19 protein-coding genes are annotated in these 21,102 nt (G+C 38.5%); 5 read left to right on the top strand and 14 right to left on the bottom strand.

Translation table 11 applies throughout. From position 1 onward, the window contains the following. The first annotated feature begins 70 nt into the window (after nt 1-70). Nucleotides 71-862 carry a methyltransferase domain-containing protein gene (locus tag MHB40_RS01640; protein ID WP_342442283.1) on the top strand — a complete coding sequence of 264 codons (792 nt, stop codon included), beginning with the start codon at nt 71-73 and terminating at the stop codon, nt 860-862. A gap of 495 nt (nt 863-1,357) precedes the next feature. On the opposite strand, the gene MHB40_RS01635 is transcribed toward MHB40_RS01640, so the two are convergent. From MHB40_RS01635 to MHB40_RS01610, 6 genes are all read right to left on the bottom strand, one after another. Further along, on the bottom strand, nt 1,358-1,654 hold the full coding sequence (locus tag MHB40_RS01635; RefSeq protein WP_342442282.1) for an AraC family ligand binding domain-containing protein: 297 nt from the start codon (nt 1,652-1,654) through the stop codon (nt 1,358-1,360). 2 nt (nt 1,655-1,656) lie between these two features. Further along, nucleotides 1,657-2,427: an ABC transporter permease subunit gene (locus tag MHB40_RS01630; RefSeq protein WP_342442281.1), complete on the bottom strand. Its 771-nt coding sequence runs from the start codon at nt 2,425-2,427 to the stop codon at nt 1,657-1,659. Continuing rightward, entirely contained in the window at nt 2,402-3,463 is a 1,062-nt protein-coding gene (locus tag MHB40_RS01625) for an ABC transporter substrate-binding protein (protein WP_342442280.1), read from the bottom strand. The genes MHB40_RS01630 and MHB40_RS01625 overlap by 26 nt, the downstream gene beginning before the upstream one ends. Before the next feature lie 19 nt (nt 3,464-3,482). Further along, nucleotides 3,483-4,169, bottom strand: coding sequence for an ABC transporter ATP-binding protein (locus MHB40_RS01620; RefSeq protein WP_342442279.1), 687 nt, complete (start codon nt 4,167-4,169; stop codon nt 3,483-3,485). A 3-nt stretch (nt 4,170-4,172) separates the two neighbouring features. Further along, on the bottom strand, nt 4,173-4,955 hold the full coding sequence (locus MHB40_RS01615; RefSeq protein WP_342442278.1) for a class I SAM-dependent methyltransferase: 783 nt from the start codon (nt 4,953-4,955) through the stop codon (nt 4,173-4,175). Between the two features lie 547 nt (nt 4,956-5,502). Further along, the gene (locus MHB40_RS01610; RefSeq protein ID WP_342442277.1) at nt 5,503-6,123 is read right to left on the bottom strand and encodes a TetR/AcrR family transcriptional regulator; all 621 of its coding nucleotides are present in this window, start codon (nt 6,121-6,123) and stop codon (nt 5,503-5,505) included. A gap of 123 nt (nt 6,124-6,246) precedes the next feature. Here MHB40_RS01610 and MHB40_RS01605 point away from each other — a divergent pair, with 123 nt between their 5' ends. The 3 genes from MHB40_RS01605 to ugpC all read left to right on the top strand — a co-directional run bounded on the left by MHB40_RS01605 (nt 6,247) and on the right by ugpC (nt 10,624). After that, a complete protein-coding gene (locus tag MHB40_RS01605) occupies nt 6,247-8,433 on the top strand; it encodes an MMPL family transporter (protein ID WP_342533749.1) in 2,187 nt (728 codons plus the stop codon). 141 nt (nt 8,434-8,574) lie between these two features. After that, nucleotides 8,575-9,435 carry a helix-turn-helix domain-containing protein gene (locus MHB40_RS01600; RefSeq protein WP_342533748.1) on the top strand — a complete coding sequence of 287 codons (861 nt, stop codon included), beginning with the start codon at nt 8,575-8,577 and terminating at the stop codon, nt 9,433-9,435. 106 nt (nt 9,436-9,541) lie between these two features. Further along, entirely contained in the window at nt 9,542-10,624 is a 1,083-nt protein-coding gene (ugpC, locus tag MHB40_RS01595) for a sn-glycerol-3-phosphate ABC transporter ATP-binding protein UgpC (protein WP_342533747.1), read from the top strand. 119 nt (nt 10,625-10,743) lie between these two features. On the opposite strand, the gene MHB40_RS01590 is transcribed toward ugpC, so the two are convergent. The 8 genes from MHB40_RS01590 to MHB40_RS01555 all read right to left on the bottom strand — a co-directional run bounded on the left by MHB40_RS01590 (nt 10,744) and on the right by MHB40_RS01555 (nt 19,468). Continuing rightward, the gene (locus MHB40_RS01590; protein WP_342442273.1) at nt 10,744-11,625 is read right to left on the bottom strand and encodes a MurR/RpiR family transcriptional regulator; all 882 of its coding nucleotides are present in this window, start codon (nt 11,623-11,625) and stop codon (nt 10,744-10,746) included. A 51-nt stretch (nt 11,626-11,676) separates the two neighbouring features. Continuing rightward, the gene (gene murQ, locus MHB40_RS01585; RefSeq protein WP_342533746.1) at nt 11,677-12,582 is read right to left on the bottom strand and encodes an N-acetylmuramic acid 6-phosphate etherase; all 906 of its coding nucleotides are present in this window, start codon (nt 12,580-12,582) and stop codon (nt 11,677-11,679) included. Between the two features lie 21 nt (nt 12,583-12,603). Next, a complete protein-coding gene (locus tag MHB40_RS01580) occupies nt 12,604-13,602 on the bottom strand; it encodes a BadF/BadG/BcrA/BcrD ATPase family protein (RefSeq protein ID WP_342442271.1) in 999 nt (332 codons plus the stop codon). Next, nucleotides 13,589-14,416 carry a carbohydrate ABC transporter permease gene (locus MHB40_RS01575; protein ID WP_342533745.1) on the bottom strand — a complete coding sequence of 276 codons (828 nt, stop codon included), beginning with the start codon at nt 14,414-14,416 and terminating at the stop codon, nt 13,589-13,591. Before MHB40_RS01575 ends, MHB40_RS01580 begins: the two co-directional genes overlap by 14 nt. A 12-nt stretch (nt 14,417-14,428) precedes the next feature. Beyond that, entirely contained in the window at nt 14,429-15,376 is a 948-nt protein-coding gene (locus MHB40_RS01570; protein WP_342533744.1) for a sugar ABC transporter permease, read from the bottom strand. Between the two features lie 86 nt (nt 15,377-15,462). Continuing rightward, nucleotides 15,463-16,755 carry an extracellular solute-binding protein gene (locus MHB40_RS01565; RefSeq protein ID WP_243456373.1) on the bottom strand — a complete coding sequence of 431 codons (1,293 nt, stop codon included), beginning with the start codon at nt 16,753-16,755 and terminating at the stop codon, nt 15,463-15,465. 17 nt (nt 16,756-16,772) lie between these two features. Continuing rightward, a complete protein-coding gene (locus tag MHB40_RS01560; protein ID WP_342533743.1) occupies nt 16,773-17,792 on the bottom strand; it encodes a serine hydrolase domain-containing protein in 1,020 nt (339 codons plus the stop codon). 161 nt (nt 17,793-17,953) lie between these two features. Then, nucleotides 17,954-19,468: a DHA2 family efflux MFS transporter permease subunit gene (locus tag MHB40_RS01555; RefSeq protein WP_342533742.1), complete on the bottom strand. Its 1,515-nt coding sequence runs from the start codon at nt 19,466-19,468 to the stop codon at nt 17,954-17,956. A gap of 157 nt (nt 19,469-19,625) precedes the next feature. Here MHB40_RS01555 and MHB40_RS01550 point away from each other — a divergent pair, with 157 nt between their 5' ends. After that, entirely contained in the window at nt 19,626-20,537 is a 912-nt protein-coding gene (locus MHB40_RS01550) for a TetR/AcrR family transcriptional regulator (RefSeq protein WP_342442267.1), read from the top strand. Nucleotides 20,538-21,102 lie beyond the last annotated feature (565 nt).

The following is a 21,102-nucleotide window of genomic DNA, read 5'->3' as shown; positions in this document are numbered from 1 at the left end:
TATCAATTAATACATTACCTATATAATAATGAGAATAATAATCATTTTCAACTAAAGGAGGATTTTATAAATGAAAAAACATACCTTAAATTATGAAAAAATGCCAGGACATTGGCTGCTCGCAAACTTGGGAAAAACAGTACTTCGCCCTGGTGGCATTCAAATGACACGACAAATGCTTAAGCATCTAGCCATTACAGAACAAGACTATGTTGTAGAGTTTGCGCCTGGGCTTGGTATTACCGCAAAAATGACCTTGGAAAAAAATCCTACCTATATAGCGATTGAACGTGATGAGGAAGCTGCTACAAAAGTAAGAAGTTATTTAAATGGGGAAACTCAACGTTGTATTATTGGTAGTGCTGAGCAAACTGGTTTACCAAATACTTGTGCAACTGTTGTATATGGGGAAGCCATGTTGACCATGCAATCTGCTAAACAAAAAAATGCCATTATTAGTGAGGCAAAAAGAATATTAAAGCCTGGTGGCACATATGCCATCCATGAGATGTGTTTGACCCCTTCTACTATCGCTAGTAATCAACGTGAGGATATTCGTAAAGATCTGGTCAATGCTATTAAAGTCAATGCACTACCACTAACAATGGAGGAATGGGAGGATGCTTTAAGGCAACATGGTTTTGTTATAGAGCATGTTGAAACGGCACCTATGCACCTCCTCTATCCGAAACGCTTAATTGAAGATGAGGGGTTATTTGGCGTCCTAAAAATCCTAAAAAATGTAGCAACTAATTCGCAAGCTTGGAAGCGTGTATTGTTAATGCGTAAAACGTTTATGAAGCATAACCAGAATCTGCAAGGCATCTCCATCGTTGCACGTCTGCCGCAACATGGATTATAGTTCTTTAGAATAAGCATATAAAAAGCTCCATATTGAATAGGAGCTTTTCACTTTGTTGAAAAAAGATCATATCACTAGCAGAAAAAGATATTTTAGCAAGGTGAGGGGTTGATTTCCGTTCCGCTGGCTTCACTCCAATCAACCATTCTGTAAAAGTGTCTTTTCCTTTTCTTTCATACTAACAGTAGTGAAAAATGTGGAGAAGTGATGCGTGACAACACCCTCTTCATAAAGAGTAGTGAACACCTTCACTTTATCTGAAAACCTTTGCTAAAAGTTAAATATTTATGGGGTTGAGTGGAAGGCTACTTGACTCCCGTGGGATAGCGAGACAGGCAAAACTCTAAACAGGGCGGTAGCGGTGGAAGCGATTCGGCACTCGCCCACAGGAAAACAAGTAGCCTGCAACGGAAATTCATTTTCACCTTTCACAAAAATTCTATGGATTGTTTTGTTTTTCAACACTATGAAAAGCTCCATATTAAAGTAGGAGCTTTAATTTAATTTAATTACAATAACACGAACGTCTGTAATTGCTTCTAAGCTATGCTTTTCAGATGGTTTTAAGGTTAGAATAGTATCTTGTGTTAAAATTTCCTCTATACCTTCAACAAGAAAGCGAACTTCACCAAATTGAACAATAATTAGAACTTCATTGTCTGTATGATGCTCAGGAATTTCTTCACCTGCACGTAATTGAATGTTCAAAATATCTGCACCATCGATACGCCCTAATTTACCAATATGTTTTGCCTTTTCTTCTAACATTGCTTGAATTGGTATAATTGCCATTGTCATTCCTCCATATTCCATTTCATCATTTTTGCTTTTAATGGGTTTAAGATAAAGCTATCAATTGCTAAAATTACTAACACACTTATCAATGTCCAAGCGAATACTTTATCCGTGTTAATATTGATACGTGCCATGGTTAAAGCAGCACCAATACCACTGCTTGTTCCTAATAATTCAGCCATAATGGTAATTCTTACTGCACCTCCTGCTGCCAACGAACAGGCTGTAAAAAATGGCACCATTAGGCTTGGTAAAATGATGAAGCGTAATGTTTGCCACGTCGATTTTTTATAGACCGTTGCCATTTGTAAGAGTTGAATATCTATTTGACGATAACCATTTGCAATATTCATGTAAAAAGTCGGAAACACTAAAATACTTACGACAAAAATTGGTATGATTGAATTAGTACCAAACCAAACCATTGCAACCACGACCAAAATAATAGGTGGAATACCTAATAAAAAGGCAATAATGGGGCGGAACATTTCGTAGATAACTGCAAATCTACCAGCCAATAAACCTGATAGAATGGCCAACGACATCCCTATTATTAAACCTACTAACATACGAACCATTGTTAAATAAAGTTGATGAAGCAACTCCCCACTAACTGTAATGTGCCATAGTGCGGTTAGTGTTTCATATGGGGAGGGTATTAAAATGCTCGGAAACTTTAAAGATAATAGTGTCCAAATGAGCACGATGCCACAGCAAGTGCTCATTTGAATAATCAAGCTTTTTTTACGGTTCATAATAGAAATCATCATCCGGTAATTGCCCACCAATAATATCTGGCGATAGTGAAGCTAGTTGTTCAAAGAAAAACTCAAGCTCTTCCTTGGCTTCTTGCGCAGTGACAAATTCGATATTTAAATAGGGTAATAATCCTGCAATAAAGGTTGGATCAAGCCCTTCCTGATATGATGCTAATAGCTCGCCAGCAGCTTCAGGGTCATCTTTTAAAAATTGAATAGATTCCTCTATTTTTTCTTGCAGCAATGCTACAGTTTCTGGGTGCTCTTGAATCAATGCCTTATCAACAACAATTCCTGCTTGTGGAATACGTGGAGCCTTTCCTGTTGCTGCTGCCCACTCTTCTTGCAGGCTCATGGATTTTTGTAGGACGATTCCCTCTTTCTTCGCTTTCGCAATAACAAGTGAAGCGGTATGCTCTGGTAATACAGCATACTGTGCTTTGCCTGCTGCTAATAACTGGACAACCTCCTGAGGTGTCGCTGTATATTCCACTGTTAAATCTTTTTCTATATCAAGCCCGTTTTTTTGTAATAAGTATTGAAATACTAATGCTGGCATATCTCCTTTAAATGGTACATGAACTGTTTTGCCTTTTAAATCTTCCCATGCTATTGCTTCACCTTCTGGACCAATGAAATATAAAATCCCCCAAATCAGTGTATTCACTAATTGAATGTCTACACCTTTATTATAAAGGTTAGCACCTACATAGGTTGGGACGGCAGATACTTGCACCTGACCTCCACTGATACGTGCACGTAATTCATCAGGCGTATTCCAAGTTAGAAACTCAACATCCTCTGCACCTTCTAATAATGATTCGTCATCAATCATTTTATAGAGTGGTGCGGCAATGGAAATACCTGCTGGTGCTTGAATAGTCATTTTTTTTGCCTTTGCTACTTCAGATACACTTGATTGGTCAGCAGTAGCTTGTTCACTTTTCTCTGGTTCTTGATTTTGCTTTGTTTCTTCTTTATTGCCACAAGCGACTAAAATCACTGTAAGACATAATAGTAAAAGGCTAAATATAGGCCATTTTTTCATGGTATGTTTTCTCCCCTGTTTAAAGTTGTAATAATTGATATTCAATATTTTTTATATAATCAAAGCTGCGTTGTTTTCTTGGTATATCTAAAATTATTTCCTTGTAAATTCCATCCTTTGCATACGCAATATTGACAATGCGATCTGCCACCGTTGCCGCTTCCTCATAGTCATGAGTAACATAAAACATACCCACATGCTCATTTTCTATTAAAGCAATCAGATCCTGCACAAGTTCTTTTTTTAACCAATAGTCTAATGCTGAAAAAGGTTCATCCATCATAATAAATTTAGGCTTGCATGCAAATGCTCTGACAATTGAGGCTCGCTGCTTCATTCCACCTGATAATTGCTTAGGAAACTTATCAATTTCATTGTTAAGTTTGACACGCGCCAATAGATTCATAATTTGGGCTCTATCTACATTTCCATTACAGCTAAATGTGACATTTTCATATAATGTACACCATGGTAATAGCCTTGGTTCCTGAAATACATAACCTAACTTATCTGTGAAGCATTTAATATGACCTGATGTCGGCTGTAACACATTTGTTGCTAAGTGTAAAAAAGTCGTCTTCCCACACCCTGAAGGTCCAACAATAGCCACTACTTCACCTTCCTGCAAACTTAAATTACAATCTTTAATGATTTGCTTCGTTCCAAAAAATTTAGATACTTGTTGAAATTGAACTGCTGTTTTCATTGATTATCCTTGCTTTTTTGCGATGATGGTAATGTGACCAAAGTGATGGCGAGCATGATCAAAATGCTCAATTATTTCAAGGAAATATTGCTCATCATCCGAATTTTTTCGTGCATTTTCAACTATACGTATTAAACCATCTAAGCCCTCATCTCGAATAAGCCCTACCAAAGATACTAAATGAAGTTCTCCAGTATGCACATCTACAGGTTTGAACCCTATTTTTTCAACTAAATTTCGCCAATTTTGCTTTGATAGTGGCTGTGCCTTTACAATGATGACTTTTCGAAGTGCCTTAATTTCATCAGTAAGAATTTCTTCACTTGACGCTTTAACAACTAAATCGTGTGTGGCTAAGATGCCACCTGGCTTCAAAACTCGCATATATTCAGCCAAAGCCTGTTCTTTTAATTCCTGCGGTAGCATTGTGAGCATCGCTTCATTGATAACCACATCGAAGGTTCCATCGTCGAATGGTAATTGTGTAGCATTCCCTTGCTGAATATGGACGAGATGCTGAACATTTTCACCAATAATATTTTCATTTGCTTTCTGAACTGCCTCTTTATTAATATCGATTCCACTTACTTTAGCATTGTATGTTTTGGCAATATGTATTGCTGTTGTCCCCATATTAGTAGCCACCTCTAGGACATGGCTATTTTCATTTAGCTGGCAAGCATCTAATAGTCGATTCGTTGCCTCTTTTCCACCTGGACGTAAGATTGTCTTTCCTAATTTCGCTAAAAATAGATGTGTTGGTAAACGCTGTTCTGTTGAATTCATTTTTTTCTCCTCCTCTGTCAATAACCAAACTATAAATGAGAACCATTATCAATGTATGTGACCTATATCACAATTAAAGGAGTTACCTCAAATAATGAGATAACTCCTTTCATGTTGTTTGTTGCAAAAAGATGAAGTCAACGGCAGAAAAGGCAACTTGGCAAGGTGAGGGGTTGATTTCTGTTCCGCCAGCGTCCTTTCCAGGGGGCGTCCGATGAGCCGCTCAATCCCCTAGGAGTGATGCGCGACAACACCTCTTCATAAGGAATAGTGAACACCTTCACTTTATTTGAAAACCTTTGCTAAAAAGTCAGTGGATTGGAGTGGAAGGCTACTTGACTCCCGTGGGATAGCGAGACAGGCGAAGCCCTGCACGGAGCGGTAGCGGAGGAAGCGATTCGACGCTCGCCCACAGGAAAGCAGGTAGCCTGCAACGGAAATCCATTTCTACCTTTCAATTAACTGTTTTGTTTTTCAACACTAAGAAAGGAGTTACCCCAAATAATGAGATAACTCCTTTTATAAAAAATCACATAATCATTAAGTTTTATTTATTTTCAACAGACCGCCAAAAGAAATTTGTTACTTCCTTTGCCGTCACATCTACTGAGCCTAGCAAAGTTTTACCATCGCCATCTTTAAAATACCCTACAGTCATCAATGCCATAAAGTTATGAGCGAAAAATTTTGCATTTCCTTTTCGAATTGTTCCCTTTTCCATCTCTACTTGCATAGCCTGCTCTATTGTTTGATACATATCATTTTCGGAGGCTTGGACTTGTTTCAACTGTGATTCCGATAAATTGATAGTCGCCTCTTTCATAAAATTTTTCATATCAATATCGATAGTGGCTGATAAATGAACCTCAACAAGCTGTTCGAGTCGTTCTTTAAATGGTTTAGGCTGCTCTAAAATTTGTAGAATCGATAGCTTGATACGATCCATCATCGCGATTAAAGCAGATGTATATAATTCCCCTTTTGTTGGGTAATAGTAATAGATAGTCGCCTTTGTTACGCTACAAGCTTTTGCTACATCATCCATCGAAATATTTTTGTATCCTTCTTTAATAAAAAGTCTTGTGGCCGTTTCAAGGACAATATCTTTTGTAGGTTTCGCATTTTCATCATGGCGAGGTCTCCCGAGAACACGCGGTGATTGTTTCAACAAGTTCGCCTCCTTAATTAAGCATTCTTTTTACGCATATTATAACATATTAATATTTATAGATTGATTAATTAACCTTCTAGTATATATAATTAAATCACTTACATGAATGGAGGTCTTCTTATGAAAAAACATCCACTTGAGCAATGGGGCTCAATGGTTGCAAGTAAAAAGGGACGTTTATTAGCACTAGCTTTTTGGGTGTTATTAGTAGTTGTATTATCGTTTGCTTGGCCACAAATCAATAGCATCGAAAGTGAATCAGGCAAAAACTTACCTGACACTGAAATGTCTGAGCAAGCAGCAGCAATTATTGCAGAGCAATTTCCTAATGATGCTGGCACACCGCTATTGCTGGTTTGGCATCGTGAAAACGGCTTAACATCGGATGATTTTTCAGCCATACAAGGTGTATACAGCGAGCTACAAGCAAAGCCCTTAGCCCATCAAACTATGGTTCCACCATTTGATCAAATGCCACCGCAGGCTTTAATGGCTTCCGCTTCCGAAAATGGCACAACAATTGTTACACCTGTATTTTTTGAAAAGGGTGTCGCTACAGATATGCTACAGGATAGTTTAGATAATTTGACAAAGATAATGGAAGGCTATCAAGTACAATTAGATGAGAAATTATCTAGTGATGTACTCCATGTGCGCTATTCTGGACCAGTGGGGATTGCCACTGATGCTGTCAGTTTATTTTCACAAGCAGATGTGAAGCTATTGATCGCAACTGTATTACTCGTTTTGGTACTACTTATTATCATTTATCGTTCTCCATTGCTAGCTATTATTCCTTTAATTGTTGTAGGGCTTGCCTATGGTGTAATTAGTCCAACACTTGGTTTTTTTGCTGATCAGGGATGGATAGATAAGGATTCACAGGCAGTCTCCATTATGACTGTTTTACTTTTTGGTGCAGGTACTGACTATTGTTTATTTTTAATTTCTAAATATAGAGAAATACTCTTTAATGTTGAAGATAAGGCGGTCGCTATGACGTTAGCTATCAAAGAATCGGGTGGCGCTATTTTAATGAGTGCCCTAACGGTTGTCATAGGTTTAGCTACCCTTAGTCTCGCCCATTATGGCGCATTTCAACGCTTTGCCGTGCCATTCAGCTTTGGCGTGCTTGTCATGGGAATCGCAGCACTTGTTGTCCTACCTGCTATTCTTGTCCTTATTGGTCGTGTAGCGTTCTTCCCCTTCACTCCACGCACGGAGGAAATGGCAAATAAAAAGGGCAAGAAACAGCATAAGCCTTCACATAAGGTCAGTCATAAAATCGGCCATTTTGTTACCCATAAACCTTGGATCGTAATTGCTGTAACTGTTATCTTACTTGGAGGGTTGGCAGCATTTGTTCCACGTATTCAATATACGTTTGATTTGCTTTCATCCTTCCCAAAAGATATGCCGTCTAGAGAAGGATTTACTTTAATTGAAGAGAATTTTTCACCTGGAGAGCTAGCACCTGTTCAATTAGTAATAGATACAGAAGGTGCTGATATTAATTTACAGCAACAACTTGAAGCTATCTCTTATATTGATAGTGTGTCAGATGTACAAATTGGCGAAAAAAATAAGTACATTCACTTGTACGAACTCACTTTCAATGCCAACCCTTATGCGAAAGAATCATTAGCCCATATTCCAGAACTACAAACAGAGGTTATAAAAATGCTGGAGGCAAAAGGTCTCAATCATGCTGAGAAACAAGTTTGGATTGGCGGGGAAACAGCTAGTCAATACGATACACAGCAAATAACTAAGCGTGACGAAACAGTGATCATGCCAACCATGATTGCCTTAATTGCAGTATTATTATTTGTTTATTTACGTTCTATTACAGCAACTGTTTATTTATTAGCGACTGTTATTATTTCTTACTTTGGAGCATTAGGCGCTGGATGGTTAATCTTGCATCACATCATGGGGGCCGAGGCTATTTCTGGAGCTATTCCATTGTATGCCTTCGTTTTCTTAGTAGCTCTCGGAGAGGATTATAATATTTTTATGATCTCAGAAATTTGGAAAAAGCGTAAAACCACTGACCATTTAACAGCTGTAGAAGAAGGTGTTGTCCGAACAGGAAGCGTTATTACATCTGCTGGACTCATCCTAGCAGGTACATTTGCTGTGCTGGCAACATTACCAATTCAGGTGCTTGTTCAATTTGGTGTTGTGACAGCCATTGGTGTGTTGCTCGATACATTTATTGTAAGACCATTGCTTGTGCCAGCTATCACGACAGTACTAGGTAAATATGCTTTTTGGCCAGGTAAGTTATTTAAAAAAGATGCCTAAATAGATAACACGGACATTAGCTAAGTATGATTGTCATACTCGCTAATATCCGTGTTTTTATATTAATACTATTATCATTTCATCATATAATTATAGTAAGTTGACCTTTTTACTTTCTATTCAAATAAAGGAGTGGCATGCATGGATCTTCAAAAATTACAGCAACGTTTCCCATTATTAAGCCCCTTTTCAGGTAAAACTGATGGAAACTATGTGTTTAATTTTGACAACCAGCTTTACGAAATTCCAATACACACAATGACACAAAGTGAATATGAGTTATTGCGGGTATTCTCAGGACCCATTGACTTGTCGCATAACTACAATATAGTTTGGCTTGATTATCTAACAGGGAAAACAGACGTTGCCCCAGCTGTCCTTCCTATGCATCGTTTGTTATTTCTTCAATTTGACAAAGACTTTACAGCACCTACATTATTGCGTTCAGTCTTCGAAGCTTTACTGGGGAAGGATATTATACTGCTATCGCTTCATCCACAATTATTTGTCATAGTCGAATGTATCGACAGCGATGAATTATTAAATTTGGCTCATTATCATGATCCCATAATGGTTGACTTAGAGGTTCATTTTAGGATTTTTGTTTCTGATGTTATACATGACATCACCACGACCAAGGAACGATTTAACTGGTATGTTCACCTTCTACCATCCATTTGGACTTATACACCAAAGCATGTACTCACACAGCAAGAGCTTTTAGTGCCATATGTAACGCAGCATCTAGCGTATCAAGAGAAAGAGATTTTTATCTCCTCTATTCTAAAAAGTGCCACCTCTCAGCCAGATTTACTCCACACAATCAAGAAATTGATTGAATACGAGGGAAACATTACATTAGCCTCTAAAAAAATGTATATGCATCGCAATACCTTACAAAATCGCTTAGAAAAATTTCAACAAATGACGCAAAAGGATATTCGGCAATTTTCCCATCGGCTAGAAGTTTATCTCGCAATTATTTTCTTAGAATCACTTTAAGACCAACTGCACAATTTATGACCTCAATACTGTGCATGCTTTCCATATCACTCTACTCTAAAGTCATTTACAATGAAAATATGACTTATAAAGGGGTGTAGTGTGTATGGCGGAATTACGGTTAGAGCATATCTATAAGATTTACGATAAAAATATACAAGCCGTAACTGATTTTAATCTGCATATTCATGATAAAGAATTCATTGTGTTTGTAGGTCCTTCTGGCTGTGGTAAGACAACAACTTTACGTATGATTGCTGGCTTAGAGGATATATCAAATGGAGAGCTATATATTGACGATGTCTTCATGAATGATGTGGAATCAAAAGATCGTAGCATCGCAATGGTATTCCAAAGCTATGCATTATATCCGCATATGACAGTTTATGATAATATGGCATTTAGCTTAAAGCTACGAAAAGTCGATAAAAAGGAAATAGATCGTCGCGTTAAAGAAGCTGCTAAGATTTTAGGATTAGAGGATTATTTAAAAAGAAAGCCAAAAGCTCTATCTGGTGGACAACGACAGCGTGTAGCACTTGGCCGAGCTATTGTCAGAGAAGCTAAGGTATTTTTAATGGATGAGCCTCTTTCGAATTTGGATGCAAAATTACGCGTGCAAATGCGTGCAGAAATTCAGAAGCTCCATCAACGAATTCAAACGACAACGATTTATGTCACTCATGACCAAACAGAGGCTATGACAATGGCGACTCGTCTAGTAGTGATGAAAGATGGACTTATCCAACAAATTGGGACACCTAAAGAAGTATACAATACACCACATAACATGTTTGTGGCAGACTTTATTGGTTCACCGTCCATGAACCTCTTCCATTGTCGTCTAACAGAAACGGAAATCCTGTTAGGTGAGCAAAGCTTCCCTATTCCATCCATATACTTACCATTGTTAAAGGAAAAAAATTATTTAGGGAAAGAGATTGTTATGGGTATTCGTCCTGAGGATTTACAAATTACTGATGTTATTTCCCCTTATACGTTCAACGCAACGATTGATGTAGCAGAATTACTAGGAGCAGAAACTTACCTCTATTGTTCTTTAGCAAATCAAAATTTCATTGCACGAGTACAGGCTGATAACAATTTGCATCCATCCGATAAGGTTTTCCTAGTCATGAAGGAAGAAAAGATCCATTTCTTCGATCCTCAAACAGAGGAGCGTCTTTGAAAAAACATGCATTGCTCCCACATGAAAGAAGGGAGCCTTTTGTACCTGGCTCGTCAAAAAGCTTTGCTGAATTAAGATAAAAAACGAAGACGATGCTATGGCTAATAGAATCGTCTTCGTTACTTTATTTTATTTTTTTGTTTAGCCACTTTTTTATGCAATCCTTGAATAACTGAACGTGTTTCATCTAAATAGTTTATTGTCTGCTCATAAGCACTCGTCACGACCCCCATAAATAAAATATCAATGACAAGTAGCTGGGCAAGGCGTGAGGAGGTTGCACCACTTCTAAAGGTTGCTTCAACATTTGGAGATACATATAAACAAATATCTGCTAGGCTAGATACAAGTGAACTTCCATACCTCGTTAAACTAATTGTAGTGGCTGGTGTTTGGCCAGCTATTTCAAGGATTTTAGCCACTTCATGCGTTTCTCCAGAGAAGGAGATACCTACTACCACATCCCCTTTCTGTGCATTGACAACGGCTGTAGCTCCTAAATGCAAATCCACAAATGCCCTACTATTTTTATTGATTCGTAAAAATTTTTGATCCGCATCCATTGCTGCTATACCTGATGCACCCACTCCAAAAAATATAATTTTACGGGCTTGTGATAAGGCCGTTACGGCACGCTCTAATTCAGCAATATCTATTAAATTAGCTGTTTGTGTCAAAATTTCACTACTTTGCATCGTCACCTTCTCTACAATCGATGGCAATGCTTCATTCGCCTCAATATCCCGATCTTCCGTTTTAGCATGTTGTAAATCACCAGCAATACGCAATTTCAGCTCTTGAACACCACTAAAATTTAACGATTTACACAGCCGAATAACCGCGGCACTACTTGTATGACTTGCTTCTCCCAACTCAACCGCAGTCATTTTAATCGCCTGTGTTGGATTCTCTAAAATATAGCTTGCTACCTTTTTTTCCGAAGGTGGTAGCTTTTTTCGCATTTCTGCGAGCATAATTAAGCCAGCATTTATTTTTTCCATTTTTCTATCCCCATCCCTAGTTAAAAAAAGGTCTTCCATTCATCTCTATCATCAATACTTTTTTAATTCTACTGCTCTACGTACATGCCCTTCGGATTGAACCAGTAATTCTGCCGCTTCTTCTAATGTTGTATTTGTCAGTAACAGCACAATGGCGAGTTTTACTTGAAAATTAGTTTGTTCTAAAACACTTTCAGCCTGACTATAAGAAACACCCGTCACTTCACAGACAATTTGTTTGGCTCGCTCTCGCAATTTAAAGTTACTAGCATGAACGTCCACCATTAAATTTTTATAGACCTTTCCAAGCTTAATCATGGTTGTCGTTGTAATCATATTTAATATTTGTTTATGAGCTGTGGCAGCCTTTAGTCTTGTAGAACCTGTTAAAATTTCAGGTCCTGTAATCACCTCTATTGCAATATCTGCATGCTGACTAATGACAGAATGAGCGTTGCTGACTAAGCTGATTGTTTTCGCCCCTAATTGTTGAGCATAAATTAATGCCCCTTTGACAAAAGGTGTTCGCCCACTTGCTGCAATCCCTATCACTACATCACGGTTTGTTAGCTGTTGTTTCTGTAGTTCAACCTCTCCTAATGAAAGATCATCTTCTGCACCTTCTATGGCGATCATCACTGCATCTGCCCCTCCAGCCAATATTGCCTGGACAAGCTTTGGTGACGTACTAAATGTAGGTGGACATTCTACTGCATCTAGCAAACCAATTCGACCACTCGTCCCTGCACCTACATAAAATAATCTACCGCCATTCTTTAACGCATGCACAACAGCTGTAATAGCTTGTTCGATTTCAGGTAAAACCTTTGCTATGGCTAACGGTACTTTTTTATCCTCTTCATTCATCAGCTTTACAATGTCACTAGTGGACATCAAATCTAGATTTGTCGTATCTGGATGATAGCCTTCAGTCGTCAGTTTTGTCATTCTTTCCATTGAAATCAAATCCCTCCCACGCTATTTTTCATGGATGCTCATCCAAGTTTCTTTTACCGTTCGTTGTAAAGCCTCTGTTATTGGAATTCCTTCACTGAGAAGTCCATTAACGAAAGCTCCTATAACAGGTGGCACCTCTGGTCGTATGAGTCGATTAGGTATTGTAGCGAGGTGTAATTTTTCTCGAAAGCATTGAACAAAATAAAAATTTTCGAACAAACCTCCACATAGGACAATAGGGTAACCTTTTAGCTGCGGCTCTTTTTTCAACATTATTTGGATGAATTGAACTAAATGATGGGTAGCCTGCTCAATAATTTTCTTTGCCCTATCATTATTTTGTTCGGCTAAACGTAACACCACTCGAGCTAAGGAGGCTATGAATACACGCGGCTGTAGATGCTCATAAACATGCGTAATAATTTCAGTAGGATTTTTTAATGCTAGCTGATCCAAAATAGTCGCTGTAAATAGATCCTCATTCAGGCCAAAAGCATCATAATGTCGCGTAATAAATCGCAATGCCTCTTGCCCAATATAGTACCCACTGCCCTCATCGCCTAATAAATAACCCCATCCTCCAACACGACTAGCTTGATAATTTTTTCCGACAGCATATACGATAGAACCCGTTCCTGCTATCACAACGAGCCCTTGCTGTGTAAATGTACCGCTAGTAAGCCCCGCTACCGCATCATTGGTGATGGTTATCTTACAGGCGCTAGCAGGGAAAAGAAAGCTAATCCATTGCTCCCAGCGTTCTTTATCTACCTGGCGATCGCCCCCTGCCACGCATAAGAACACCGCAGAAATATCATTCTTTGTTGCATCTATCTTTTGTAGTAACTGAGCAAGTAGCTGGATGATTTGTAGCCTTACCTCGTCTGGTGGCGTTGATTTCATATTCGTTCCGGCTCCTTCAACAAAGGCCAGCACTTCCCCTTTTCTTGTCCCAATCACTGCACGAGTCCTCGTCCCGCCACCATCGACCCCAATAATGTATTGCCTATTTAATGGCACCAGCCGTCAGCCCCTCCATAAATTGCTTTGACGCAATAAAGAATAATAGGATCATTGGTAATGATGCTAATGTTAAACCTGCAAAAAGAGAGCCCCAATCTGCCGAATGCTCCCCAAAGAGTGACATCATTCCAACAGGTATCGTCCTTTTCATTTTTTCTGTAATAAAAATAAGTGGGAAGAAGAAATCATTCCATGCAGCAATAAAATTTATAATCACCACTGTTCCAAGTGCAGGTCTCATTAACGGTAACACCACATGCCAAAGGACTCTTAAGTTCCCCGCCCCATCTATACGGGCCGCTTCCTCCAGCTCATAGGGCATCGTTTTAAAAAAGCCCGTTAAGATCAGCATGGATAATGGAATCCCTGTCGCCGTGTTCATCAAAATTAAAGACCATAAGGAATTAATCAGCCCTAAATCACGCATTAAAATAAAGAGCGGTACAATCCCAAGCTTTATAGGAATCATCATGCCTAGTAAAAAAATAAAGAATAATGCATGATTCCAAGCGAATTTAAAGCGGGCAATATAAAATGAAGCCAGTGAACAAACAACAACAATCAGTACAACAGATACAATACTGACAAACAAACTGTTTAGAAAATACGTTGTAAATGGAATTTTTGCTAATAATGTACGGTAAGTATCTAAGCTAAAGCTAGTCGGTAAACCTAATGGATTTTTGTAGATGTCCACGCTCTTTTTAAATGAAGATAAAATCATTAATACGATAGGATATAAACTAATGGTCGCTACCGTAAATACCACTAGATAATAAAATGGTCTAACCCAAATAGCACCTTGCTTCACTATACGCACCCCTTACATTTGAACGTCCTTTTTATTGGCAAAGCGTAAAAATAGCGTGGTACAAACTAATATAAATAGGAACAGAACCGTCGCTAACGCAGAGCCTAGCCCAATAGCTGTCGCTCCAGAAGCTGTAGAGCTACCAAATGCCAAGCGATAGAAAAACACAGCTAACGTATCCGTAGAATAATATGGCTCTCCCATAGAGCCCTGCATCGCATATACAAGCTCAAATGCCTCAAAGGACTGGATAAACGTTAAAATGCCCATGATCATAATAGATGGCACCATTAGGGGCAAATAAATAGTACGCAGTAAAGTAAAGCCCTTAGCACCATCTAACTTTGCAGCTTCAACTAACTCACTTGGAATCCCTTGAAAGCCAGCAAGGAAAATTAAGACACCAAAACCTAGTCCAAACCAACAATTGACTAAAATAATGGCGATTAACGCAGTTCCAGGATCCCCCAGCCAAGCTTTTTGTAAGGTTTCTAGACCTAATTTCTCTAAAATAACATTTAAAGTACCAAAATTAGGATTTAGAATGAGCTTCCATAAGAAACCTACAACGATCACTGATAATAACCGTGGTAGAAAGAAAGCCGCCTTAAAAAACGCTGCTCCTTTAATTTTTTGATAGATAATAAAGCCAAGAAAGAAGGCTAATCCATTCATAACTACCATTTGCACAACAAAATACAGTACATTATGTTTAAAGGCGTTCCAAAACATAGAGCCATAGGGTTCTGTCGTAAAAAGCGTCACAAAATTTTGGAGACCGATAAAATCGCCACGAGCCATCCCTTTCCATTCAAAAAAACTATAGGACATTGCCGCTACTATCGGATAAAGCACAAACATTCCATATACGATTAATGCAGGAATAGGGAAAAGATGAATAGTCCATCTTGCCCACGATCTCCTTTTTCTTACTGATGAAGCTGTAGATTCTCTCATCATAAGCAGCCTCCTTTACTAATAATGAGACAACAAGACCCCTAAACTCCTTTATAGCGCTTCAGGGGTCTGCTGGCTTGATGCTTTCATTATTTTTGAAATGGCGTAAACCAAGTTTTAGCGTTTTCCTGTACTTTTGTGGCCACCTCTTCAGGCGTTACTTGACCTAAATACATGCCTTGTAGCTCACTTTCAAGCAAGCTCTTTGTTGTCGGGTCCCCACCAGTAAAATTAGTTACCCACATATATGGGGTTGCTTCATTTGCAGTCGAATGACTAATATCATTGAGCAATGCATCGTCAGAAGTAATACCAGGAATGGCGCTGATCATGGAAAACTCCTTCACAAATAACTCACCAAACTCCTTTGTTGTTAAAAACTCTAAAAACATTTTAGCCGCTTCTTTATGTTTCGAATTAGCATTGATCGCAAATGAGCCATCTACCCAAGTCGTCACTGTTTTATTTCCCTCTTTAGATGGAATAGGGAAATAACCTAAATCTAAGTCTGGATTCATTTCTAATACAACAGGAATTTCCCAGCTACCTAACGGGAACATAGCCGCGTCTTCCAGCGCAAACAAAGTACGAATATCATCCATTCCTAAGCCTTCAGAATTGGCTGGAAAATACTTTTTCAAGTCATTCATCACTTGTATCGATTCAATAAACTTTGCATCTGTAAAATCTCTTTCCCCCGCAAGCACCGCTTGATAGAAGTCATTGCCTTCATAAACAGCCGGACCGACAATACCGTGCAGCAATGATAATAACCAGCCTTCTTTTGTACCCATTGCAATTGGTGTAATGCCCTTTTCTAATAATTGGTCGTTTAATGCAATGAATTCATCCCATGTAGTAGGAATTTCAAGATTATTATCTTTAAAAATCTTTTTATTATAGAAAAATTGTGTAGAGCTTAAGTTAATTGGTACACCGTACTGATTTCCTTGGTCATCGCGAGAAGCCTTTAATGCTTCTTCAGGAAATACACTCAATCCATTTAAGCCATTTATTTTCTCGACAAAACCTGCCTCTGCAAGCTTCAATCCAGCTGCATAAGGACGTAAGTGGAAAATATCTGGACCCTCCCCAGCCTGTAATGCCGTATTGAGGACTGTATTGTATTCTGTATTTTTAGTTGGGTTAAATGACACATGTATATCAGGATGTTGTTCATTAAATAAAGCAATCACTTTTTCATACTTGGCAACATCTTCTGTACGCCAACTCCCTATTGTTAGCGAAACCTCTTCTGTTTTCGGTTCCTCTTCTTTATCAGGTGATGTTGAGTTCGTTGATTTCTCACTCGTGTTACAGCCTACTAAACCTACAACGAGTAATAAAAGAAGCAGCAATAACCATTTACTCTTTTGTCTCATACCAGCAGATCCACCCTTCATATCAGTAATTTTTCATAAATCATCGTATGAAGCTTCTCTCTAATCTTGCTCATGTTTATATTTCTCCCATAATGCACAGCATTCGTTAGTAAAATGACAAATGCCTTTTGTACAGGGTCCATCCAAATACTCGTACCTGTAAATCCTGTATGACCAAATGAGCCCTTGCTCCACCTCCTACCAAAACAAAATGATGCGTCGTCCCCTCCCCATACTTCAAATCCAAGTCCCCTCGTTTTAAATGTTTTCGTATAGGCAAGCTCTAACCAATCGTATGGAATCACCGTTTGTTGCTTGATCCCCAACCAAATTTCCGCATACTTTGCTAAATCCTCTGTACATGAAAATAAACCTGCGCTACCAGCAATCCCATCTAGTAATAAAGCTTTCTCATCATGGACAATTCCCTGCACAAATTGATCTGCCACCATTTCTGTAGATGCCGTAAGCCTTCTTGTATGCTCAGGCAGTTGAAAACATGTATGATGCATGCTCCACGGCTTAAAAACCTCTTGCTCTACAAAACTTTTTAATGAATTGCCAGTAACTTTTTCAATCACCTTTCCTAGAATAATCATACCTAAATCACTATATAGCACTTGTTCATTTGGCTGACACACTACATCACTTGCCAATACTTCCTGCATGATGTCACGCTTATGATGCCTCTTAACTACTGGTGTTAAATCTGCTGGCAAACCTGAGCAATGCTGCAATAAATGCTGGATTGTCACAAGGGGATATTTAAAATCAGGCAAATAGGTTTGAACTGAATCTGTTACATTAACTTGATTTCGACTCATCAGTAGTAAAATAGCCGGGAGTGTTGCAACAACTTTTGTTAAAGAGGCTAAATCAAATAACGTATTGCTTAATATAGCTTGCTCGCTGCCATCCTCAGCTGTATAGGCTCCATAGCTGCCTGAAAATAGCCTTCTTTCTTGCTGCTGAACAATTAACACGGCACCTGGAATTTCCTGTTCTTTCACTAAGTCATTTATATATGCATCTACCAAGTAAGCACCTCACTACTTAAATATCTAAATTTTCTGTAAATTAGTATTATCATATAAAATAAAATGATGAAAAATAACAATAATCCTAAAATTTTTTTTCATATAAGCTCAATTAAAAAATCCCTAGCTAGTAAATGTTTACTGGCTAGGGATTCACTTGATTATTTAGTTGGCTTTTTTAAATCCATTGACGCTGCTGCGCTTTCAACTTTTACGCGTTTCAAGAAGAATGCGAGTACCACTGCAATCACTGTTATTGCAGCTGCAATTAAGAAGGAATGCGTAATACCATCTAATAAGGCAGTTTGCATAATTTGATCTTGCATTTGCTGCATTTGCTCTGCAGTAGGCGCTGCTCCTGATTGTGCAGCATTCGCTTTTGCTTCTGCAATTAATTCTTCCGCTTTAACTTTTGTACGGTTATTCATAAATGTTACAAGGATCGCACTACCGATTGCTCCTGATACCTGCTGTAATGTATTGTTAATCGCTGTACCATGTGGATTCATCATTTGTGGTAGTTGATTTAAACCGTTTGTCATAATAGGCATCATGACCATCGACATACCGAACATACGAATTGTATACATCGATACGATATATGTGTAGCTTGAATCAATTTCTAATTTCGTTAAACCGAAAGTTGCGATTGTTGTAATCGTTAATCCAATAATGGCCAACACTCGAGGACCAAATTTATCAAAAAGCTTACCAGTGATTGGTGACATAATCCCCATGACAAGTGCCCCTGGAAGCATCATCAAACCTGCTTCAAATGGTTCGATACCACGGATAGACTGTACATATGCTGGTGTTAAAATCATCCCTGAGAACATTGCCATAGAGACAATAACTGAGATAACTGACCCTAAAGCAAACATCGGATACTTATAAATACGTAATTCCAGTAATGGCTCTTCCATTTTCAGCTGTTTAACAACGAAAACAACTAAAGCAATGAAGCCAATCGTAATTGTGCCATATACCCATGGACTTGACCAACCTTTATCTCCTGCTGTACTAAAGCCATATAAAATACCACCAAATGCAACTGTTGATAAAAGGACTGAAAGGAAATCTAAGTGAACTTCACGTGTCTCCATCACGTTTCTTAGTTTCCAAACACCAAATAATAAACTAATTAAAGCAAATGGAATAATCATTTGGAAAAGCATACGCCAATCATGATGTTCCACAATATATCCTGATAATGTAGGACCGATTGCTGGCGCCATAATCATAACTAAACCAAAGATCCCCATCGCCGCTCCACGCTTCTCTTTTGGGAAGCTTGTTAGCATAACGTTCATTAAAAGTGGTGACATACTAGATGCCCCGGCTGCTTGCACCATACGACCTGCTAATAGCACACCAAAGTTAGGTGCAAAGCCTGCCATAATTGTACCGATTGTAAAGATGGACATCGCTGTTATAAATAAATGTCTATTTTTAAAGCGTGTCACAAAGAATGCTGAAGCTGGCACTAAAATACCGCTCACAAGCATATACCCTGTTGCTAACCATTGTACTTTTGAATAGGTAATCCCAAAATCTTTCATGATTGTTGGTAATGCCACATTCAACAATGTGTTGTTTAGAAAAGCAACAAAAGCACCCACAAATAGAATAGCTATCATGCCATAAGGGGGCTTTTTCATTGTTTGCTCACTATTCATTTATATCCCTCAATTCTTTCTTGTGTTTTACGATAAAACTTATTTTATACTCGTAGTCTACTTTTTTCAACAAATAAGTTTATATTTTTTATAAACGTTGATATAAATACGTTTCAAAGGTAGAATAAGAGTATAATATTATAAAAAAGGTGAGGTCATGAACAAAAGAAAAAGACAAATTATAACAGCAGCACGTGAACTTTTTATTGAAAAAGGCTTTCTAGATACATCGATTAATGACATCATCAATGCGGCTAAAATCTCAAAAGGTACATTTTATAATCACTTTCCTTCGAAAAATGAATGCTTAATCGCCATTTTGGATGAAGGGCGCGAAGAAGCTAGTAATCGCCGCCATGAGCTCATCTATGGTAAAGACCCTACAGATTTAGAAGTATTGACACAGCAAGTCGCTGTTCTCATGTATGTTAATCGTGAACATAATTTAGTACAGATATTCGAATCCATCTTCCAATCAAGAGATAAAGAACTAAAAAAAATTATTATTAATTACCATTTACAAGAATTAGAATGGCTCGCCAATCGTCTAGTACAAGTATTTGGCGAAGAGATTAGCCCTATTAGCTATGAATGTGCTGTTCAAACACTTGGGATGATTAACCTCACTCTACGTGCTGTCTTTATTGCCGATTATAAATATATCAATCGAGAAGCGATTGTACGTGTAGCATTGCGCAATATTAGCGTAATTATACCCACTATGCTTGAGTCGAAAGAGATTATCGTGAGTGTTGAAATGATCAATACCATTCAAAATGTCGTGAACTATAAAACCGTTACAAAAGAAATGGTCATTGAACAACTACAAGGCTTTACAAAGGGATTATCGAACAATGAAACAATGGAAGGTTTGGAATATGCACAATTCTTATTAGAAGAATTACAAAACGAAAAACCAAAGCTTTTTATCATCGAATCACTTCTTACCCCTTTCCGTAAGGCATTTGTCGGCACAGAACATATCGCAGAAGCCCGCGACATCGCCAATAACTTATGGCGTTACGTAAAAATTGAACAGCCAACTGAACGCTGTACGAAAAATAAATAAAAAAAGAGGTATCAAATGAACAGCTTGATACCTCTTTCATGTTGTTGAAAAAAGATGATGTCAACGGCAGAAATAGCAACTTTGCAAGGTGAGGGGTTGATTTCCGTTCCGCCAGCGTCCTTTCCAGGGGGCGTCCGATGAGCCGCTTCACTCACTTACGTTCGCTCCAGGGTCTCCTCTGTGACGCTAAATCCCCTAGGAGTGACGCTGGCTCCACTCCAATCAACCATTCTGCAAAGTGTCTTTACTTTTTTCATAGTAGCGATCAAATCGCCCATTATCTGTATTCTTAGCGGGGATAAGCTCTTATTGGGGAAGTGATGCGTGACAACACCTCTTCATAAGGAATAGTGAACACCTTCACTTTATTTGAAAACCTTTGCTAAAAAGGTAACACTTTTGTTGATTGGAGTGGAAGGCTACTTGACTCCCGTGGGATAGCGAGACAGGCGAAACCCTGCACGGAGCGGTAGCGGAGGAAGCGATTCGGCGCTCGCCCACAGGAAAGCAAGTAGCCTGCAACGGAAATTCATTTCTACCTTTCAATTGACTGTTTTGTTTTTCA

The organism is Lysinibacillus sp. FSL K6-0057 (genome assembly GCF_038630885.1).
GTDB lineage: Bacteria > Bacillota > Bacilli > Bacillales_A > Planococcaceae > Lysinibacillus > Lysinibacillus fusiformis_F.
Note: the sequence above shows the minus strand (reverse complement) of the source record. Positions and strands in the feature narration are given on the sequence as shown.